Source organism: Erwinia plantamica (genome assembly GCF_043420595.1).
Classification (GTDB): domain Bacteria; phylum Pseudomonadota; class Gammaproteobacteria; order Enterobacterales; family Enterobacteriaceae; genus Erwinia; species Erwinia aeris.
This window is the reverse complement of the sequence record NZ_JBGCUC010000008.1, coordinates 12,719-33,485: the sequence shown is the minus strand read 5'-3', so window position 1 is coordinate 33,485 and position 20,767 is coordinate 12,719. Positions and strand designations below refer to the sequence as shown.

Here is a 20,767-nt window from a genome sequence, read left to right as displayed (position 1 = left end):
GCATCAATATATGCATGAATAAGAGGAAACACGCTTATATCTCGCATGGCATACCCTGACCATGCACTAAATTGATCCACATCTGCACCAAAAAAGGGCTATTGGTCAGCCAAGCGTCATCATGCCGTTTTCTTTCAGGCGGGTGAGCACGACAGAGGTCTTAACATGCGACACGCTTCGATGTCCCGCCACCAGCTGGCTAATCAGCGCGCTCAACGCGGGCAAATCGGCGACGGCGACCTTCAGCAGGTAGTCGGCATCGCCGGTGGTTTTCCAGGCATCGACGATAGCCGTTTCTTCAGCCACCATGCGGGTAAAGCTGTCCACGTATTCAGCGGTGTGGTTAATCAGGCGGACTTCAATCAGGCCGATCAGGCCCAGCCCTACCGCATTAGCTGAAAGCCGTGCGTGATAGCCGAGGATCAGCCCCGCCTGCTCAAGGTTGATGCGGCGGCGGGAGCACTGCGAAGCGGAAAGCCCGACCAGATCGCTCAGCTCCTGGTTAGTCAGGCGGCCATTGCTTTCCAGCAGCGTCAGTATTTTGAAGTCATAATCATCGATCTGGGTCATCATTTATCCGGCGGCTAATTATTTTTCCTGCCGGACAGGTAAGCGCAGTTCCCGCCTCGTTGTCCAATACTATTTTCCTAAGGGAAAAACCGCTGCCGGGTAAACGCACGCTTATTGGTAATGGCTTTCTTGTCAGAGATTAATATTCAAAAAAATTACGAGAAGAACAGCAGGAGAGAATAAAGGGTTAGCGTATTGATATGCCTGAAGGCAATGAAAACCCTCTTCCAATAACGGCCGCTACCGGAAGAGGCAAAGAAAGAAGAGCTTATTCGTCGTCGTACTGCGGGCCGGCGTAGTTATCAAAGCGCGACCACTGGCCGTTAAAGGTCAGGCGCACCGTGCCGATAGGGCCGTTACGCTGCTTGCCCAGAATGATTTCCGCAATGCCTTTCAGATCGCTGTTTTCGTGGTAAACCTCGTCACGATAGATAAACATGATCAGGTCGGCATCCTGCTCGATGGAGCCGGACTCACGCAGATCGGAGTTAACGGGACGCTTATCGGCACGCTGTTCAAGAGAACGGTTAAGCTGCGACAGCGCCACGACCGGCACCTGCAGCTCTTTTGCCAGCGCCTTCAGCGAGCGGGAAATCTCGGCAATCTCCAGCGTACGGTTATCGGACAGCGCCGGGACGCGCATCAGCTGCAGGTAGTCGATCATAATCAGGCTTAACCCGCCGTGCTCACGGAAAATACGTCGCGCGCGCGAGCGCACTTCCGTTGGCGTCAGGCCGGAAGAGTCATCGATAAACATGTTCTTCTTCTCCAGCAGGATGCCCATCGTGCTGGAAATACGCGCCCAGTCTTCGTCATCCAGCTGGCCGGTACGAATACGGGTCTGGTCAACGCGGGAAAGCGAGGCCAGCATACGCATCATCAACTGTTCGCCGGGCATTTCCAGGCTGAAGATCAATACCGGTTTATCCTGCAACATCGCCGCGTTTTCGCAGAGGTTCATGGCAAACGTGGTTTTACCCATCGACGGACGCGCCGCCACGATAATCAAATCCGAGCGCTGGAGACCTGCGGTCTTCTTATTAAGATCCTGATAGCCGGTGTCAACGCCGGTTACGCCATCATGCGGCGTTTGGTAAAGCGATTCGATCCTGGAGATCGTCGCTTCCAGGATCTGATCGACGCTTTTCGGTCCTTCATCCTTGTTGGCGCGATTTTCGGCGATCTGGAAAACGCGGGATTCCGCCAGATCGAGCAGATCTTCGCTGGTGCGGCCTTGCGGATCGTAACCGGCATCGGCGATCTCGTTCGCCACCGCGATCATTTCGCGTACCACCGCACGTTCGCGTACGATATCGGCATAGGCGCCTATGTTCGCCGCACTTGGCGTATTTTTCGATAATTCAGCCAGGTAAGCGAAACCGCCGACCATGCTGAGTTCGCCTTTGGTTTCCAGCGACTCGGAAAGCGTGATCAGATCGATTGGCTTGCCCATTTCCAGCAGCCGCTGCATTTCGCTGAAGATCATGCGATGCGGACGACTAAAGAAGTCCTGCGCCACCACGCGCTCAGAGACGTTATCCCAGCGCTCGTTATCCAGCATCAGGCCGCCCAACACGGACTGCTCCGCTTCCAGCGAATGGGGCGGCAGCTTCAGCCCTTCCATTTGCCGGTCGCGCGGCTCACGGTTTTCATTGGATTTGTTGGTGGGTTTATTTCCTGCCATAGTGATGTAATACCTTGTGTGGGGACGCGCCAGTATACCCGTTTGACGGCCTTTCGTCCTCCATCAATCACGCGCAATCAACAGGAGTGACCATGCCAAAACGCATACAAATCAGTCAGCACGGCGGCCCGGAAGTGATGCAGATTATCGATGCGGCCATCCCGGAACCGGCCGCTGACGAGGTTGTGGTTGAGAACAAAGCGATAGGCATTAACTACATTGATACCTACGTGCGCAGCGGGCTTTATCCGGCTTCGCTGCCTTCTGGCCTGGGAACGGAAGCGGCTGGCGTGGTAAAGAGCGTGGGCGAAGGCGTGACTACGGTTAAGGTTGGCGATCGCGTGGTTTATGCGCAGTCGGCGCTGGGCGCCTACAGCGAATATCATGCCGTTGCGGCTGACAAGCTGGCGCTGCTGCCGGACGCCATCTCTTTTGAGCAGGCGGCGGCCTCGTTTCTGAAAGGGCTGACCGTGCATTACCTGCTGCGGCAGACCTACGTGGTACAGCCGGACGAAACCTTTCTGTTTCAGGCGGCGGCGGGCGGCGTAGGGCTGATCGCCTGCCAGTGGGCGAAAGCGCTGGGCGCGCATCTGATCGGCACCGTCGGCTCGGCGGAAAAAGCGGCAAGAGCCAAAGAGGCCGGCGCCTGGGAAACCATTAACTATCGCGAAGAAGATGTGGCAAAGCGCGTGCTGGAACTGACCAACGGCAAGAAAGTGCGCGTGGTGTACGACTCGGTAGGCAAGGATACCTGGGAAGCCTCGCTGGACTGCCTGCAGCGGCGCGGCCTGATGGTCAGCTTCGGCAACGCCTCCGGGCCGGTGACCGGGGTGAATTTATCAACGCTCACCCAGAAAGGATCGCTGTACGTGACCCGCCCTTCTCTTAACGGCTATATCACCAACGCCGATGCGCTGACGCAGGCCAGCAACGAGTTGTTTTCGCTGATAGCCAGCGGTGCGATTAAGGTAGAGGTGCCGGAACAGCAGAAGTTTGCGTTAACGGACGCGCAGCAGGCGCATAAAACATTGCAAAGCCGTGCCACTCAAGGCTCCTGCCTGCTGATCCCCTAAGGGCAAACGCGCAGGCCTGTCAGAAATAAGTGGGGCTTCCCGTAGGAAGCCCCTTTTTCTTTTTTATAGTTCGCGCTGGTTGTAGGGTCAGCGGCGATGAATTTCGGCAATTCAGTAAAATCATCCTGACAGAATTCATAAGTAAAAAATATGTTTAATTGCAAATTTGTCTGTGCGATCTGCCAGGTTGTGATCGACTCCGCATTACCTTTTGCAAACCTGGCGTCAACGCTCTGAAATTAGCGAGACATCCAGCGTGCTGTTTTTGACGGCGGTTTACGGTATGCGCGATAAATCCATACCGCGGCGACCGCCAGCGCCAGCCAAGGCAGCATTTTAATGACCACCATCAGCAAACCGGCGAACATCATCACTACGCTGGCGACAAACAGCGCCAGGATAATCCCCAGCAGCGAAACGCCCGTCAGCAGCAGCATGACAAAAAAGCCAAGCACGAAAAAGATTTCCATCAGCGTTCCTCCTGTTAAAGATGCTGTAGCACTATTACAAGATCCGTGCCAGAAACGCATTTCAGCTAAACCTTTGAATTTAATGAGAAAGGATAAAAGAACCGCACGGAGGGCCTGGTCAATATCGCTATTACCTGGCGCGATATTGACCAGGTAATAGCGAACCAGCAGCAGGCCGTGCTTTACAGGCGGTCATTCGAGGATTTCTGCCGGCCGCCGCTTACTGATAGCGCCTTTGGCCCGACGGCTTATACCGCTGTCGGCACCTTGTCGGCCACCAGCGCCAGCGCGGCTTCCAGCGTCTCTACGTTCGCACCCGGCTTGTGGGCATTTTCACTCAGATAACGACGCCACTGGCGTGCGCCAGGGATCCCCTGAAACAGCCCCAGCATATGGCGAGTGATATGGCCCAGGTAAGTTCCCTGCGCCAGTTCGCTTTCAATATAAGGGTACATTGAGCGCACCACCGCCACCGGATCGACCGCAGGACGATCGCAGCCAAACAGCTCCCGATCAACCTCTGCCAGCATTCCCGGATTTTGATAGGCTTCGCGGCCTACCATCACGCCATCCACATGCTGCAAATGCGCTTTGGCTTCCGCCAGCGACTTGATGCCGCCGTTAATTGACAGCGTCAAATGCGGAAAATCACGTTTCAGTTGATAAACGCGCTCGTAGTCCAGCGGCGGGATCTCGCGGTTCTCTTTCGGGCTGAGGCCGGAAAGCCAGGCTTTACGCGCATGGATAATAAACATGTCGCAGCCGCCCTGTTCCGATACCTGACGGATAAAATCGCAGAGAAACTCATAGCTGTCCTGCTCATCAATGCCGATACGGGTTTTTACCGTGACCGGAATCGACACGCGATCGCGCATGGCCTTCACCGCGTCCGCCACCAGCGCGGCTTCTCCCATCAGGCAGGCGCCGAAGCGTCCGTTCTGCACGCGGTCGGAAGGACAACCGACGTTCAGGTTGATCTCGTTATAGCCGCGAGCCTGCGCCAGTTCGGCACATTGCGCCAGCGCAAGCGGATCGCTGCCGCCAAGCTGCAGGGCGACCGGCTGCTCCTGCTGGTTCCAGGCCAGATAGTCGCCTTTACCATGAATAATGGCGCCGGTGGTGACCATCTCGGTGTAAAGCAGCGCCTGACGGCTCAGCTGACGGTGAAAGTAGCGGCAGTGGCGGTCGGTCCAGTCCAGCATTGGCGCAACGGAAAAACGGTGGGCAGGTAAATTTTGGGTCATAAAGCGCAAAGACTCTGATTAACAAATGACGATAATGTGCGCAATGATAGCATGACTGCCCGCAATCGCTAAACGGGCTGTAAGGGCGCACGGTGATGCGCCCCTGAGAGAAATCAGAACGTGAAGTTAAGCTGGGCTACCGCGCCCCAGGTATTGTCATTGCCCCGCATTCCGGCCAGGTCCAGATGTACCTTGTTAAACGGCGACACGCCAAAACCGGCGGTGACCACGTTGGTATCGTTAGACTTCATATCCGCACGATAACCTGCACGCAGCTGCAGCCAGTCCAGTACGCGATACTCCGCGCCCACGCCTGCATACTGGCTGTCTTCCACCGTTTTAAACCGTTTAGTCGGCGTGGCGTCCACATCCAGCGCCGCCGTCAGCCGCTCGGTATGATAAGAGACGCCAGGCGTCACTACCGGGCGGATCTGGTAAGTATCCTTGTAGCCGTTCACTTCGCGGGTATCGATATCGCGGGCAATCAGGTTCTGCGCGCTGACGCCCAGCGTCCAGTTATCGTTCAGATCGGTCGCCGCACCGGCATCCATGTTGAAACCGGTATTGGAATTTTTATAGCGCCCTTTGGTGAAATCCGACTTGTCGTAGTTATAAACGGAGGCGCTATAGTTATAGAGATAAGTCTTCTGGATCTTCGGCGTGATGCCAAACGAAACCGGATGACCGGCAATATTGAACTCATGCGCCACGGCAACGCCGTAGTCATAAACTATGGCGCCGCGTCCCAGCGCTGACGAGGTCAGCGAGTCCTGCGCGCCCGGCCGTGGAAAATCGGTGCCGTCGGCAATGCGCTGCAAATAGTCGATATCGCCCTGGCTGACGTTCGCCGTCACGTGCGCCGTACCGTAAGCTTTCGCCACGAAGGCAAAAGGCAGCACTTCGTTCGGCACGGTCACCGCCACGGCCGCGCCTGCCGTAGCCCAGGCTTTGTTGCCCTTGATGCCGCGCAGCTGGCTCGCCAGATCGCCGGCCGCCGCCCGCACGCGTGGATAATTCAGGCTGATGGGATCCTGCTCGGCAATGTCCTGATAGCGGTCAACGCTGTCGCTCAGGTCATCCACTTTATCGATGAGCTTGTGCTTATCCGTCAGCTGCGCGCCAGCGGCCGGAAGAATAATACTGACATCGTCTTCCGGCTGGGCTTTCGTCATCAGCGCCGGGTTAGCCAGCACCGCCGTGCCATAGGTTGAAGAGGCTACGCCCGTGCCACCCATCGCATCGTTGCGAGCGTCGTAGTAGTTGCCAGCGGCCAGAGCGCTTAGCGGAGCCAGAAACAGCACGGGAAATACAACCGGTCGGGTGAATCTGTTCAGCTTAAATTTTTTGACCATTTACTTCTAACCCTTCAACAAAGGAGACAGCGCCTGAAGCGCGACAAGTGTGATTGTCCGTATAATGGGCCGAACGGCGCTAAGTCATTAGCCTGAACTAAGTCAAATTACCGGGGCTTTTCTGCTCATTGCACGGCTTTTAATCTGCTAGCTGGCTTGAAAATAAGCCGTGTTTTCAACGTCTGCTGTGGAAAGGTTTACAAATATTTAAGTAAATGTAGCCAAAACATTTCAGAGTGCAACCGTTATTGACGGTCTTCTTTAGTAATGAATGGTACAACGCAGTTGATGACAAAGGTGAGCTTCCGCTCTTCGGATTTGACTGAAATTTTTTGCGGGCATAGCGATGAAGGGAGACGCTCAGGCGGGAAGCCGGAAGCGCGGCGTTTTTATCGGCGCTGTGATAATATAACGTGCTAAGCCAGCCTGGGGAGATCTATGAACATTAACAGTCCTGAAAATATTCTGTCGCAGGCGGAAGCTATCTGTCAGCAGCGCAACGTCAGGCTGACGCCTCAGCGTCTGGAGGTGCTGCGGCTGATGAGCCAGCACCACGGCGCGATCAGCGCGTACGACCTGCTGGACCTGCTGCGCGCCAGCGAACCGCAGGCCAAACCGCCCACTATCTATCGGGCATTGGACTTTCTGCTGGAGCAGGGATTCGTGCATCGCGTGGAGTCCACCAACAGCTATGTCGTCTGCCATCATTTCGAAGAGCCTGCGCATACCTCGGCGATGCTGATCTGCGACCGCTGCGGCGGCGTAGCGGAGCAACATGCGGAAGGCGTGCAGGATATTCTGAAGTCCCTGTCGCGGGCAGCGGGCTTTGCGCTGACCAACAGCGTGATTGAAGCGCACGGATTGTGCCAAAGCTGCGTTGAGGTGGAAGCCTGCCAGCATCAGGATGCGTGCCAGCACGATCATACGCTTGGGACAAAAAAGCGCGGTCGTTGAAACGGTCAACCATCAGAATAATTTAAGCGGCGGGATCGCGCCAGACAAAACAACAAGGGCAGCGCCAGAAGCGCTGCCCTTGCTTTAGAAGGCTATCCGGAGAATCGGCCCTGGCAGTGCCAGTCAGCCTTTCCGGAGGCTATCTTATCAGAAACGATGGTTATTGCTGGTTTCCCAGTCGCCCAGCTCTTTCTCAGCCTGGTCTTTAGTGTAGCCATAACGTTCCTGAATTTTACCGACCAGCTGATCGCGTTTACCTTCTACGACGGTCATGTCGTCATCGGTCAGCTTGCCCCATTTTTCTTTAAATTTACCTTTTAACTGTTTCCAGTTACCGCCGGCTTCGTCTTTATTCATCTTGTTTCTCCTTAACCTTAGGTGATAACAGCTTATCGTTACAGCAAAACCACTGACAGCAACATAAAACGCTGCCCAAATGCTTAACGTACAGATAATTGTAGTAGAAGATGGCAGGTTTGCACGGCGAGGCGGCGTATTTTTCTAAAAAAAAGCGAAGCGGCACGGGCCGGGCAGCAAAAATCGCGCGGGCTCGGATACTTAAGAAGCGGGAGAACAGAAGCGCTGAGGCGATTTTGCCGGTTCGATCGAAGGGAGCGGGAAGCGACGGATGCCAACAGAGAGTAACCGCCCATACGGAATGCCAACACACAATAACGCCAATGCGGAATACCAACAGGCAGTAAATATCAGCGTGGGATACGAAAAGACAATAAACGCTAAATACGAACAGGAGCGGGCATCGATATATGTCGGACAGAACTACGATGGCTTGCGCTCCACAGGAGACATTCAGGCACGTTCAGACAATATGGCAGGGGCAGACAACAACCGTAGGTGCGGTCAGACAATATGGCAGGGGCATACAGCAGAAGGATTCAGACAATATGAGAGGTGCGAAATAAAAGCCGTAGGCGATACGCCCGCCGGTAGAAGCAAGCCTCTGCGTCATCGCAACGACGCAGAGGCGGCACGGCGTCTGGCTATTACAGCCAGCTACCGTTGCGGATCACGCCGACGGCAAGCCCTTCGATAGAGAAGGTATGCTCACGCAGATCCACCACAATCGGCTGGAACTCGCTGTTTTCCGGCAGCAGCTGCACAATGTTGCCCTGCTTTTTCAGGCGCTTGACGGTGACTTCATCATCAATACGCGCTACCACGACCTGGCCATTGCGCACGTCCTGGGTTTTATGAACCGCCAGCAGGTCGCCATCCATAATGCCGATATCCTTCATCGACATGCCGCTAACGCGCAGCAGGAAATCCGCGCCCGGCTTAAACAGATCGGGATCGACCTGGTAATGGCCTTCGATATGCTGTTCCGCCAGCAGCGGTTCGCCTGCCGCCACGCGGCCAATCAGCGGCAGGCCATCGACTTCTTCCATCATCAGGCGGATACCGCGTGATGCGCCGGAAACGATCTCGATAACGCCTTTACGCGCCAGCGCCTTCAGGTGTTCTTCAGCCGCATTCGGGGAGCGGAAGCCGAGCTGAGCGGCAATCTCTGCCCGCGTCGGCGGCATGCCGGTCTGGTTAATATGCTGGCGAATCAGGTCATAGACCTGCTGCTGCCTTGCCGTTAGTGCTTTCATCCCGCCCCCTGGTTGTTTATACAGTCGACTGTGAGTATATACAGGTATTTCGTCAATGAAAACCTCAAGCCGGATAAAAAACCATGGTGATAGCTATTTAGCCCGGCGGCTGGTGAGAAAGCAGAATCGTCAGCCAGACAAAAACCGCTAACAGAATAGCTAACAGCACGGCAGCTGAGCCCATATCTTTGGCGCGCCCGGAAAGCTCGTGGAACTCATTGCCCAGCCTGTCGACCACGGCTTCTATCGCGCTGTTGAGGATTTCCACAATCACCACCAGCGCGACGGAGCCAATCAGCATGACTCTGGCCAAAGGCGTCACGTCCAGCCAGCAGGCGATAATAATCGCCACTACCGCCGCAACCACTTCCTGGCGGAAAGCCGCCTCGTGTTGCCAGGCCGCCCGTAATCCTTTCCAGGAATACCCCGCAGCTTTAATGATCCGCGTTAAACCCGAGGCGTTATTTGCCATAATCAGGGAACCCTTTGTTCTGTTTAGCGTCAATGTCAGGGTAGCGCACATTTTGCAACACCACAGATCTCATGCAAGGATTCTGGTATGCTTGCGGCGCTTTGCTAACAAGAGGCTTTATGTTGTCTATGTCAGGTTGGCGTAACTTATATTACAAATTATTGAATTTACCGGTAAAAATGCTGGTAAAAAGTAAAGCGATCCCTGCCGAGCCGGTCGTTGAGCTGGGGCTGGATACGTCGCGTCCTATTATGTATGTGCTGCCATACGATTCAAAGGCCGATTTGCTGGCGCTGCGTGAGCAGTGTCGCAAAGAGGATCTGCCCGATCCTTTAGACCCGCTGGAGATCGACGGCACGCTGCTGCCCCGCTACGTCTTTATTCATGATGGCCCGCGCGTATTTCCTTATTACGCGGCCAATCCGGAATCCGTAAAGACGTTTCACGACTATCTGGATCTCCATCGCAGCAACCCGCTGCTGGACGTGCAGATGGTGCCCGTCTCGATTATGTTTGGTCGGGCGCCGGGGCGTGAAGTTCAGGGCGAAAGCCAGCCGCATCTGCGCGTGCTGAACGGCATTCAGAAATTTATCGCCGTCCTGTGGCTGGGCCGCGACAGCTTTGTGCGTTTCTCGCCGATGGTGTCGCTGCGCCGTATGGCAACCGAGCACGGCACCGATAAAACCATCGCCCAGAAGCTGGCGCGCGTGGCCAGAATGCACTTTGCCCGTCAGCGCCTTGCCGCAGTCGGCCCGCGTCTGCCTGTGCGTCAGGATCTGTTCAACAAGCTCTTACAGTCCAAGGCTATCGCCAAGGCCGTAGAGGACGAAGCGCGCAGTAAGAAAATCTCCCATGAGAAGGCGCAGCAGAACGCCATTGAGCTGATGGAAGAAGTTGCCGCGGATTTCTCCTACGAGGCAATCCGTCTGACCGACAGGATCATGGGCTGGACGTGGAGCAAGCTCTATCAGGGCATCAACGTCAACGGCGGCGAGCGCGTGCGTCAGCTGGCGCAGGACGGCCATGAAATCGTTTACGTGCCGTGCCACCGCAGCCATATGGATTACCTGCTGCTCTCCTACGTGCTTTATCACCAGGGCCTGGTGCCGCCGCATATCGCTGCGGGCATCAACCTGAACTTCTGGCCGGCCGGCCCGATTTTCCGTCGCCTGGGCGCGTTCTTTATTCGCCGCACGTTTAAGGGCAACAAGCTCTACTCCACCGTTTTCCGCGAATACCTGGGCGAGCTGTTCACCCGTGGCTATTCCGTGGAGTACTTTGTGGAAGGCGGCCGTTCCCGAACCGGACGCCTGCTCGATCCAAAAACCGGCACGCTGTCGATGACCATTCAGGCGATGCTGCGCGGCGGCAACCGCCCGATTACGCTGGTGCCGATTTACATCGGCTACGAGCACGTCATGGAAGTTGGCACCTATGCCAAAGAGCTGCGCGGCGCGACCAAAGAAAAAGAAGGCTTTATGCAGATGGTGCGCGGGCTGCGCAAGCTGCGCAATCTGGGCCAGGGCTACGTCAACTTCGGTGAACCGCTGCCGCTGGTGGCTTACCTGAACAAGCACGTGCCGGAATGGCGCGACGCTATCGACCCGATCGAATCCCAGCGTCCGGCCTGGCTGACGCCAGCGGTCAACGATATCGCCCAGCGCGTCATGGTGCGGATCAATAACGCGGGCGCGGCCAACGCCATGAACCTGTGCGTTACCGCGCTGCTGGCTTCCCGTCAGCGTTCGCTAACCCGTGAGCAGCTGGTGGAACAGCTGGACTGCTATATTCAGCTGCTGCGCAACGTGCCTTATTCGCCGGACGCCACCGTGCCGGACATGACGCCGGAAGCGCTCCTGGATCATGCGCTCAGCATGAACAAGTTCGAGATCGAGCAGGATAATATCGGCGAGATCATCGTGCTGCCGCGCGAGCAGGCGGTGCTGATGACCTATTACCGCAACAACGTTCACCACATGCTGGTGATGCCGTCGGTGATTGCGGTAATTTTGATGCAGCATCAGGAGCTGACGCGCGCCGAGCTGCTGCGCCAGGTCAGCGTGATCTATCCTATGCTGAAAAGCGAGCTGTTCCTGCACTGGGAAAAAGACGAGCTGCCGGGCGTGCTGGATCCGCTGGTCAGCGAAATGGCGCGTCAGGGTTTGTTGACCGCCGACGAGCAGACGCAAACGCTACGCCTCAGCCCTGCCCGTTTCCATACGCTACAGCTGCTGGCGGCCGGTGTGCGGGAGACGCTACAGCGCTACGCCATCACCTTTTCTATCCTCAGCGCCAATCCGTCGATCAACCGCGGTACGCTGGAGAAAGAGAGCCGCACCATGGCGCAGCGCCTGTCGGTGCTGCACGGCATCAACGCGCCGGAATTCTTCGATAAGGCGGTGTTCTCGACGCTGGTGCTGACGCTGCGTGATGAAGGCTATATCAGCGATACCGGCGATGCGCACTATGAAAGAACGCATAAGGTCTATCAGCTGCTGGCCGATCTGATCAGCCAGGAAGTGCGGATGACCATTGAAAGCGCGCTGACATACGAGTAGGTAAGAGATAAAAAAAAGGCCGGCATGAGCATCACACCGGCCTTTTTTATTGGCTGTCGATCAGCCAGAAAACGGCGCACAGCTCAAAGCAATGCCGACAAACAGGATCAGCCCCACATAGTTGTTATTCAGAAAGCCACGAAAGCAGGCATCACGTTCGCGAGCGCTAATCAGCTTTTGCTGATAAATAAACAGCGCCGCCGCCGCCAGCAGCGAGCAGTAAAAAGGCGCCCCCAGCTGCGTCAGCCAGCCGATGGCGGCCATCAGCCCCAGCGTGGCCAGCTGCAACAGGCCGATAATCAGCTTATCAAAACGGCCAAACAGGATGGCGGTGGATTTGACGCCGATTTTTAAATCGTCATCCCTGTCCACCATCGCATACTGCGTGTCGTAAGCGACCGTCCAACAAATATTGGCGAAAAACAGCAGCCAACAGGCCAGCGGCACCGTTTCGCTGACCGCCGCCCAGCCCATCGGAATGGCCCAGCCAAACGCCGCGCCCAGCACCACCTGCGGCAGATGGGTGTAGCGCTTCATAAACGGATAGATCCACGCCAGCGCCAGGCCGCCAAAAGAGAGCAGGATGGTCATCAGATTCATGGTCAGCACCAGGCAAAACGACACCAGCACCAGACCGCCAAACAAAAATTTCGCCTCCGTCGAGGTGACTGCGCCGCTCGGTAGCGGCCGCGATCGCGTGCGTTTGACGTGTCCGTCTATCTTGCGATCGGCAAAGTCGTTAACCACACAGCCCGCCGCGCGCATAAAGAAGACGCCCAGCGTAAACACCACCAGCACGTTGAGCGGCGGCACGCGCAGCCCGGCCAGCCATAGCGCCCAGAAAGTCGGCCACAGCAGCAGCAGCGAGCCGATTGGCTTATCAATCCGCATCAGGCGACTGTAGGCCTGAAGCTTACTGACAGGTAAAGATTTTTCCATCTACTTCTTCCTTTCGGCCTGAACGGCGTGATAAAGCGGCGCAGGCGGTAAAAACAGTTCGGTCAGCAGCAGCGGCTTGCCGGAAAGGCGCAGCAGCGAGCGGCGACCCCACAGGTCGTGGCTGCGTCCCGGTTCGATAAAATCGCGGCTGAGCGTCGACGAGGCGAAAAGATAGCGCCCCAGCGGCTGGCTGCCAAGCTGTTGCAGCTTCTGCTCCGGCCCTTGTAGCGTGGATTCCGGCAGGATGGTGCGGGCCGCCAGCCAGGCTTCGCCATCGCCGCACAGCAGGATTTCCCGCAGCCAGTAGCGCGGCTCTTCAGGCAGCAGCAGCGCATCCGCGCCGGCCTCTTCCGCCCCGATAAAGCCCTCGCGCAGGATCTCAACGGTAACTTTTTCGCAGTGGCGTTCAAAGCGGCGGGTCATGGAATCTTCTTCCATCAGCCAGTCAAGCAGCGACGGCGTCAGCTGGGGCGAAGAGAGTGGAAGCCATTCGATAGCGTGCAGCTGCGTCAGCGCGCGGTTGGTCATTGCGCTTCTCCGGACAGTAAAATGGGGCTAGCGTAGCACAAGGCAAAAGGCGTTAAACAGAATTTTAACAGGATAGCGAAGCGGAAAGCCGCCCCGGTAGGACGGCCTCCTGGCTTACTTGCCTGCTGCGTTAACGATCACCGTGATGGAATTATGGGACAGCTCCCACTTCCCTTCTCCGGATGACCACAGCGCACCAGAAACAACGAGCACGATACAAAGATACCGTTTCATTGTGCGGCCCTGCTAAAGGCCGCTTCGCAATGCCACCACCGGAGATGTAACTGCGAATGCAAGCACTTGGGAGTACTTGCGTTTACGGCCGTTGGAAATCCTTTTCCCAATCCGGTGCCCGCTTGCTTAAGACGGCGAAAAGGCCCGCCCGCATTGTACGCTAAACAAGCAGTTTGTACACTTGACAGACATTCTTCAAAAGGACATTCTATGAGCACTTGGGAGTGCTTGCGTTAAATCAGCAATCAACCTGCTGGCAAGGCCGCTTACCTGGCCAGCGCAAAAAAACCGCCGTTAAAGGCGGTTTTTTTGTTTCTGCCCTTGGGCGAAAAGCTGCCGCTTCGTCAGCCCACAAAGCGTCTTCCTGCCTATTCGCGTTTCAGGCGGTTGCTGTTCGCCAGCCACAGCGTCACCACCAGGATCAGGATCGCGACAGAATAGGCCAGCGTGTCGAGCGGATTCTTATGATCGACGATGATCAGGCGGATAATAGCCGTGATGCCGATATACACAAAGTAGCGCAGCGGGAAGTGGTAGCCGGACTGGAAGTACTTCACAATCAGCGCAATAAATTCAAAGTACAGAAAGTAGATCACAATCCCTTCGATCAGCAGATACGAAGAGGTCTGCTCGCCGGTATTCAGCAGCACGTTGGCCAGATGAAACGTCTCTTTTCCTAAAAAAACGGCCAGAATACCGGCCAGTGAAATCAGGCCTACGTTCAGCACCATCTGTAAAAACCAGGCAATACGCGTGGCGTTAATCATTATCATCCTCTGCAAATACGATTTCCCGTCAGATCATCCTGACCGCCACAATATGCTTTAGTGTGAGCTGCTTCACAAGTTTTCCGCAGGCCAGCCGCCCGCAACAGGCATAAAAAAAGGGGCGAAAATTCGCCCCTTGCTGTGCACCCTAGCGGAAGTCTTTGTCCCGATCGGTGGTCATATCGTAAAGCTGATACTTGCGGCCCAGCATCTGACCGCCGTCGCGCGTCAGCGGCGTCCAGTTGACCTGCGCGCGTCCACGCGTCGGCGAAGCGGTAAACAGATCCATCGGAATAGAAATGTAGAAGCCTTTGGTGAAGTCGCCTTCGCCATACTCCTCCGCCGAAACGTTGGTTTTGGTGGCGTAAGCGCCGACGATCACGCCACTGTCGAACTGACGGGAAACGTCCAGCGTCGCCCCTTTGTCCTCGGCCAGATACTGACCCACGCTCGCCTTCACCAGCACCTGATGGTTAAAGAAGGAGGGACGCCAGTAGGCGGTCAGATTACCGACTTTCGCATTGTAGTCGGTGAACTGCATCATGTTGTCCCAGTCGCGCTGCTTGACGTAGTTAGCGTCAACGCCGAACGCCCAGTCGGAATCAAGCGGACGATAAAGGAGTTCGCCGCCCACGCCGCCATACATCGTTTCCAGATAGCCGCCGTAAACCTGCCCGTAAAAGCCGTTGCCCAGGGAGTGCATATAGTTGGCTTGCAGGTTATTTACGTAGACGTTGTTGTCAACATAGTCGCGGATATGGGTACGGACGCGCGGCAGCGAGGAATCGGCCGGCGCGCCGTTATAGGTGAACTTATCGTAATTGTTCGCCAGGTTGCCGAAGACGCTGCCGTCCACCAGCAAATGATCGGTCAGCCAGTAGTTGGCGCTGGCCATCACGCCGACCTGGTACAGATAGAAGCTTTCCGGCCCGCCGACGGACTGGTTCAGCACCGGTGACAGGCTGGCGTTAAAGCGATCCGCGTCGATGTAATAGCCCTGCTCGGTATGGCCAGGATCGGACGGGTTAACCCGCTTCTGATCCAGCATTTTTTCTTTGCCGAGCGGATAGCCTTCCAGCTGCTGACGCAGGCTGTCGGTGCTGGTTTCCGTAGTGACCTGCGGCATATTGTTGCGCGTTTCGGTCACGTTCAGTTTTTCGATGTTCTGCGGCAGCGCATTCATCATGATCACATTGGCGCGATCGATCCCTTCCTGGGTATTGCGATATTTTACCTGCTGACCGGAAACATAAAGCGTGTCGCCCTTCACCTGAATTCTTGGCCCCACCAGGCCCGCATTATATTTCAGGTCGGTCAGCTGGTTCGCCACCACCGTCGGCTCGAGGAATTCGCCCTGCGGCTGTGGATTATAAGCTGGCTTAGGCGCATCCACCGAGGCGGTATGCAGATCGTTGAAGTTGGTGCGCAGCGTAAAGCCCGCCATCAGCGTGTTGCCACGCTCGTAGCTGACGTTAACGTCGGCCCAGTCGGTGATGCGATAAATAGCCCCAACGTTGACTTTACTTTTCTGCTCCAGGCGACCGGCAAAATCATCCTGATAGTCGTTGCCTTCGTATTCCACCTTCAGACGCAGCGGCTGCCATGGCGTCTGGTATTCAATGCCGCCGAAAATAGCCGCCGGGCCTTTAAACAGATCTTTGTCGCTGACCGAACCGGCGGTGCCGTTGGTGTTGGAGCGGTAGCAGTAGCTGCTGTCCGCCTCGCAGAACGGGTTTTTGACCGTGCCGCTGTTGCCGAGATAGCCGAAGCCCAGCCCGACGGTGAAGTCAAACGGCCCCCAGGCTTTGCTGGCAACCATATATTCGCTGTCGAACAGTCCTGTACCGCCCAGGTCGCGCGCACCGACGGAGACTTCCGGCAACCAGTAGCCTTCCTGCCACAGTCGCGCTTTAAGATCGAACGCCTTGTCTTTATAGGACTGGCTGCCGCTGAAGCTTTCCACGGCGCTGTAGCGACGGGTTTTCACGTCGGTATAGCGGATGGTGGCTTCCAGCCACGGGAAAAGCTGCACCGAGGAGGAATAGAAGCGGTACTGATCGTTATAGCGGTAGTTCAGGCTGAATTCGCCATCTTTCGCCATACGCGCCGTCGGCACCTGCAGCAGGCCCACGCCGCCAAAGTCGGACTGCGATGGCCCGACAGGATCCGCAGCCTGAGCCTGGCAAGCGCAGGCCACGGACATCGCCAGCAGGCTGAGAAGGTAAGTTTTTTTCATCAGTCAGGGATCCGGTGCGTCAAAACAGAAATAATTTGCTGGTTAAGATCCGGGCCGTCAGGCAGCGACCAGGCAGAAAAGCCAACGTAAATGATGCTGCCCGCGTCGGGTTCAACATCGCGGCGATTCCAGTAGGCGACCGGCACCTGCTCGGTTTTGCCGGTAGGCGCGATCAGCGTGACGAAATTGCGCTCGCCGCCGTCCAGACGCTCGTGGTCAGCCAGATAGTCAACCACGCTGCGGCCCGCCACCCAGGTTGTTTTGCCGCTGTTATTCGCCAGACCGGCGATCGTCAGGCTGCCGGGTTTTTGCAGCGTATAGACGCTGTATTCACCCTCCAGCCGACGGTTCTCTTCAGGGCGCAGGCGCACCCAGTCCGGATCGAGGTTCACAATCTGACGACCCGTGACCTTAATGGCGGCAATCTGCTGGTAAAGGTTATCGACAACCGCGGCTTTTTCGCCGTCGTCGTCGGCGCGTAATTCCGCGCTCCAGCTTTTCAGACGCGCCAGCAGCTGCTGCTGTTGCTGTACCGCCGCTGCCGTCGCCAGCTTTTCGCTGATAACCGTGCCTGGCCACCAGGTACCTGCCAGCGCGGGGCTTGCCGTCAGCTGCGCCAGGTTTTGCGCATGGCTGACCAGCGCAGTTTCGCTGCGATCCGGCGAGAAGACGGTGACTTCGCTGTCGGCGCACACGTTCAGTGACACGCAGGCGGCGAGGCCTGCGAGGAGATAAGTAATATTTTTCATGATTTTGCAGGCTTCAGGATGGTGGTTTCAACGGAGACGTCGTCGCCGCCCAGCGTCTGCCGCGACTGGCGAACCTGGCCGGTAGTCGTGTCGATCCAGAAAATATTGCGCCAGGTTTTACCGTCGGCCGTGACCTCTTCCTGCCAGACGCGGCAGGCGACGCGGTGCCCTGTCAGGTCAAGTACCTCATCCTGCAAACGCGTAAAGCGCGATACCGCCGTCGCGGCGTGGAAGCGGCCCGCTGCCGACCAGGTCAGTTGGCGTGTCCAGCCTGCGCCATCGGTCAGATGCAGCGGATCGGCCAGCGGATCCTGAGCAAGGTTGCTCACCTCATGCAGGTTGTCCGCCAGGCCTAACGTTTTCACTACGCGGCCATGCTGCGTGACGATCATGGTGCGATCGCGCGTGATCCATTTTTGCTGGCCGTTTTCGTCAAAGCCCAGCACCACAAAAATACGCTGGCCGTTGTTAACGCGCAGATACATGCTGGCATAGGGCAGGCCTTCGACCTGCTCTGCCGTTACCTCGACGTCGTCCGGCCCGAGCAGAGCGAGTTTTACCGTCTCCCCCAGGCTTTTTTGTGTTTGTGTGCAGCCCTGGGCAAGCAGGCATAAAAGCAGCAGTGGTAGGTAGCGCACTGGTGTAAGTTCCTGAATGAAGTCTGAAAATATCAAAAAATAACCACACAAGCGTGTGGTTATGATTAATTTACTGCACTTAACGAGTGGTGCTGGTGGTGGTAGTAGTCGTGGTTCCGGTGTTGGAACCGTTACCGCCGCTGCTTGCTGCCAGCGCCACGCCAACCAGCGCGCCAAGCGCGCCCACACCCACTGCCGTGGTCGTCCCGGCGGAAAGGGTTCCCGCCGAGGCGCCCGCTGCGGCACCGGCCTCTTCAGGCGCGGCAAACGCGGCGGAAGCAGTCGCTAAGTACGCTACGGCTGCAGCAGCACATAAGACTTTTTTCATACAAAATCCTTCATAGAATGAATGGATAACTCGCCTGAAAGATTTCAGACCGGCTCATTATAAGGCAATAAATTACCAGAATTCAGGACGGTTAAACGCGCTGGCTGCTGCCGCTTCGCTGTGTGAAACAGAAACATTTTTGGAGGGATAAGGCAACAATTGGTCAATAAACTCGTTATATCGCTATTTATCGCTGCCATAACGCGACAAGTTAGCGCCATTCACTACCGATTGTGATTAAAACGGGCGTTTTATGGGCAAAAAATGCGGCAGCGCGCTTTTTCTGTTAAAAGTGCATTTTATCAGTGAGTTAAATGTATTTACTCAGCGTTTTAAGCGCATCGAACGAGAATACGTTTCGGACTATTCCTGCCATAAATTGACTTAGCGGCCTGAAATTTAAGAATTTCCTTAGCCAGGCAGCAGGTCATTCAGCAATTATTGGAAGAGGAATTGACCTTAAACTCTGTCACAGCGCCGCATTCGTCAGGGCCAGCGGGAAACCGCGTCGCTGTCAAACAGGACCACCAGTAGGTAAAGATGGATCTGATAAACGCATTATGCAGCTAAAAAAGGCCGGCGCGATGGCCGACCTTCAGACTTTGCGCTGCGCCAGCAGAGAGCCGGACGCGTGTCAGCTGTTTCAGCCGCGCCAGTTTTTGTAGCGGTTGATCAGGCCGTTGGTGGAGCTGTCATGGCTTGCCACCTGCTCGCCGCCGGAAAGCTCAGGCAGGATGCGGTTAGCCAGCTGTTTACCCAGCTCCACGCCCCACTGATCGAAGGTGAAGATGTTCAGGATAGCGCCCTGGGTAAAGATTTTGTGCTCGTACAGCGCAATCAACGCACCCAGGCTGAACGGGTTGATTTCACGCAGCAGAATGGAGTTGGTCGGACGGTTCCCTTCAAACACTTTGAACGGCACGATGTGCCCGACGGACTGCGCATCTTTGCCCGCATCAGCGAACTCTTTCTCTACCGTTTCGCGAGATTTGCCGAACGCCAGCGCTTCGGTCTGTGCGAAGAAGTTAGAGAGCAGCTTGGCGTGATGATCGCCCAGCTGGTTGTGGCTGACGGCCGGCGCGATAAAGTCGCACGGCACCAGCTTGGTGCCCTGGTGGATCAGCTGATAGAAGGCGTGCTGACCGTTGGTGCCAGGCTCGCCCCAGATGATCGGGCCGGTTTCATAGCTGACAGGGTTGCCGTTGCGATCGACATATTTGCCGTTCGACTCCATATTGCCCTGCTGGAAGTAGGCGGCAAAACGATGCATGTACTGGTCGTAAGGCAGGATAGCTTCGGTTTCGGCACCGAAGAAGTTGTTATACCAAATGCCGATCAGCGCCAGGATCACCGGCAGGTTTTGCTCCGCAGGCGTGTTGGCGAAGTGGTTGTCCATCGCGTGGGCGCCGCTCAGCAGCTGCTCGAAGTTATCGAAGCCAATGGACAGCACGATAGAGAGGCCAATCGCCGACCAGAGCGAATAGCGGCCGCCGACCCAGTCCCAGAACTCAAACATATTGGCGGTGTCGATGCCGAACTCGCCCACGGCTTTGGCATTGGTAGAGAGCGCGGCGAAATGTTTCGCTACGTGCTGCTCGTCGCCCGCCGCCTTCAGGAACCAGTCACGCGCGCTGTGGGCGTTGGTCATGGTTTCCTGGGTGGTGAAGGTTTTTGACGCGACCAGGAACAGTGTGGTTTCCGGGCTGAGATCTTTTACCGTTTCCGCGATATGCGTGCCGTCTACGTTAGAGACGAAATGCATATTCAGATGGTTTTTATACGGACGCAGCGCCTCGGTAACCATAAACGGCCCCAGATCGGAACCGCCGATACCAATATTGACCACGTCGGTGATAGCTTTACCGGTGTAGCCTTTCCACTCACCGCTGATGATGCGATCGGAGAACGACTTCATCTTCTCCAGCACCGCATTGACTTCCGGCATCACATCCTTGCCATCGACCATAATCGGCTTGTTGCTGCGGTTGCGCAGGGCAACGTGCAGCACGGCGCGATCTTCAGTGCGGTTAATTTTTTCCCCGGAGAACATGGATTTGATAGCATCCTGCAGCTCGGTTTCTTTCGCCAGAGCCTGCAGCTTGTCGAGCGTTTCGCTGGTGATGCGGTTTTTAGAGAAGTCCACCAGCATTTGATCGTCGAAGGTGGCGGAAAATTTGCTGAACCGATCGGCATCTTTCGCGAACAGGTCGGCAATCTCTACGTCTTTCATCTCTGCAAAATGCTGCTGCAGCGCTTGCCAGGCAGCGGTTTGTGTCGGATTGATATTTTTCATAGCAACACACTCTTTTTATTTAAGAACCGTAAAACAGACCGGGCGCCATGTTACCTGTTACGCGT

At 56.2% G+C, this 20,767-nt stretch carries 19 protein-coding genes; 3 read left to right on the top strand and 16 right to left on the bottom strand.

The annotated features are described in order from the left end of the window. Positions 1-105 precede the first annotated feature (105 nt). A complete protein-coding gene (locus AB3U87_RS10205) occupies positions 106-570 on the bottom strand; it encodes an Lrp/AsnC family transcriptional regulator (RefSeq protein WP_370734826.1) in 465 nt (154 codons plus the stop codon). Positions 571-838: 268 nt separating this feature from the next. Further along, positions 839-2,254 (bottom strand): replicative DNA helicase, encoded by a 1,416-nt coding sequence (gene dnaB, locus AB3U87_RS10200; protein ID WP_125290172.1) that lies wholly within the window; start codon positions 2,252-2,254, stop codon positions 839-841. Positions 2,255-2,346: 92 nt separating this feature from the next. Between dnaB and AB3U87_RS10195 the strand changes: the two genes are divergently transcribed. Further along, positions 2,347-3,327 carry a quinone oxidoreductase gene (locus AB3U87_RS10195; protein WP_369895063.1) on the top strand — a complete coding sequence of 327 codons (981 nt, stop codon included), beginning with the start codon at positions 2,347-2,349 and terminating at the stop codon, positions 3,325-3,327. Positions 3,328-3,566: 239 nt separating this feature from the next. Here AB3U87_RS10195 and pspG read toward each other — a convergent pair whose 3' ends face one another. The 3 genes from pspG to AB3U87_RS10180 all read right to left on the bottom strand — a co-directional run bounded on the left by pspG (position 3,567) and on the right by AB3U87_RS10180 (position 6,393). Beyond that, on the bottom strand, positions 3,567-3,797 hold the full coding sequence (gene pspG / locus AB3U87_RS10190) for an envelope stress response protein PspG (RefSeq protein ID WP_370734827.1): 231 nt from the start codon (positions 3,795-3,797) through the stop codon (positions 3,567-3,569). 248 nt (positions 3,798-4,045) lie between these two features. Further along, entirely contained in the window at positions 4,046-5,041 is a 996-nt protein-coding gene (dusA, locus tag AB3U87_RS10185; RefSeq protein ID WP_253456197.1) for a tRNA dihydrouridine(20/20a) synthase DusA, read from the bottom strand. Between the two features lie 113 nt (positions 5,042-5,154). Then, positions 5,155-6,393, bottom strand: a complete 1,239-nt coding sequence (locus AB3U87_RS10180; protein WP_253456200.1) for a conjugal transfer protein TraF — start codon at positions 6,391-6,393, stop codon at positions 5,155-5,157. Positions 6,394-6,831: 438 nt separating this feature from the next. On the opposite strand from AB3U87_RS10180, the gene zur reads away from it, so the two are divergent. After that, positions 6,832-7,347: a zinc uptake transcriptional repressor Zur gene (gene zur / locus AB3U87_RS10175; protein ID WP_253456203.1), complete on the top strand. Its 516-nt coding sequence runs from the start codon at positions 6,832-6,834 to the stop codon at positions 7,345-7,347. A gap of 147 nt (positions 7,348-7,494) precedes the next feature. Here zur and AB3U87_RS10170 read toward each other — a convergent pair whose 3' ends face one another. From AB3U87_RS10170 to AB3U87_RS10160, 3 genes are all read right to left on the bottom strand, one after another. Beyond that, on the bottom strand, positions 7,495-7,704 hold the full coding sequence (locus AB3U87_RS10170; protein ID WP_125290167.1) for a CsbD family protein: 210 nt from the start codon (positions 7,702-7,704) through the stop codon (positions 7,495-7,497). 647 nt (positions 7,705-8,351) lie between these two features. Continuing rightward, positions 8,352-8,960: a transcriptional repressor LexA gene (gene lexA, locus AB3U87_RS10165; RefSeq protein ID WP_253456205.1), complete on the bottom strand. Its 609-nt coding sequence runs from the start codon at positions 8,958-8,960 to the stop codon at positions 8,352-8,354. A 97-nt stretch (positions 8,961-9,057) separates the two neighbouring features. After that, positions 9,058-9,432 (bottom strand): diacylglycerol kinase, encoded by a 375-nt coding sequence (locus tag AB3U87_RS10160; RefSeq protein WP_301252092.1) that lies wholly within the window; start codon positions 9,430-9,432, stop codon positions 9,058-9,060. A 128-nt stretch (positions 9,433-9,560) separates the two neighbouring features. Here AB3U87_RS10160 and plsB point away from each other — a divergent pair, with 128 nt between their 5' ends. Then, positions 9,561-11,990 carry a glycerol-3-phosphate 1-O-acyltransferase PlsB gene (gene plsB / locus AB3U87_RS10155; protein ID WP_253461154.1) on the top strand — a complete coding sequence of 810 codons (2,430 nt, stop codon included), beginning with the start codon at positions 9,561-9,563 and terminating at the stop codon, positions 11,988-11,990. Positions 11,991-12,050: 60 nt separating this feature from the next. Here the strand turns inward: plsB and ubiA are convergent, their stop codons facing one another. From ubiA to pgi, 8 genes are all read right to left on the bottom strand, one after another. Next, the gene (ubiA, locus tag AB3U87_RS10150; RefSeq protein WP_253456211.1) at positions 12,051-12,929 is read right to left on the bottom strand and encodes a 4-hydroxybenzoate octaprenyltransferase; all 879 of its coding nucleotides are present in this window, start codon (positions 12,927-12,929) and stop codon (positions 12,051-12,053) included. Then, positions 12,930-13,457, bottom strand: coding sequence for a chorismate lyase (ubiC, locus tag AB3U87_RS10145; RefSeq protein ID WP_253456214.1), 528 nt, complete (start codon positions 13,455-13,457; stop codon positions 12,930-12,932). A 602-nt stretch (positions 13,458-14,059) separates the two neighbouring features. Further along, complete coding sequence (gene psiE / locus AB3U87_RS10140) at positions 14,060-14,458, bottom strand: phosphate-starvation-inducible protein PsiE (protein WP_253456218.1); 399 nt, start codon at positions 14,456-14,458, stop codon at positions 14,060-14,062. A 148-nt stretch (positions 14,459-14,606) separates the two neighbouring features. After that, entirely contained in the window at positions 14,607-16,694 is a 2,088-nt protein-coding gene (locus AB3U87_RS10135; protein ID WP_253456221.1) for a YjbH domain-containing protein, read from the bottom strand. Continuing rightward, a complete protein-coding gene (locus tag AB3U87_RS10130; protein ID WP_253456224.1) occupies positions 16,694-17,443 on the bottom strand; it encodes a capsule biosynthesis GfcC D2 domain-containing protein in 750 nt (249 codons plus the stop codon). Before AB3U87_RS10130 ends, AB3U87_RS10135 begins: the two co-directional genes overlap by 1 nt. Beyond that, on the bottom strand, positions 17,440-18,081 hold the full coding sequence (locus tag AB3U87_RS10125) for a YjbF family lipoprotein (protein WP_253456227.1): 642 nt from the start codon (positions 18,079-18,081) through the stop codon (positions 17,440-17,442). Before AB3U87_RS10125 ends, AB3U87_RS10130 begins: the two co-directional genes overlap by 4 nt. A gap of 79 nt (positions 18,082-18,160) precedes the next feature. Continuing rightward, complete coding sequence (gene yjbE / locus AB3U87_RS10120) at positions 18,161-18,409, bottom strand: exopolysaccharide production protein YjbE (protein ID WP_125290158.1); 249 nt, start codon at positions 18,407-18,409, stop codon at positions 18,161-18,163. A gap of 643 nt (positions 18,410-19,052) precedes the next feature. Next, positions 19,053-20,702: a glucose-6-phosphate isomerase gene (pgi, locus tag AB3U87_RS10115; RefSeq protein ID WP_301252087.1), complete on the bottom strand. Its 1,650-nt coding sequence runs from the start codon at positions 20,700-20,702 to the stop codon at positions 19,053-19,055. Positions 20,703-20,767 lie beyond the last annotated feature (65 nt).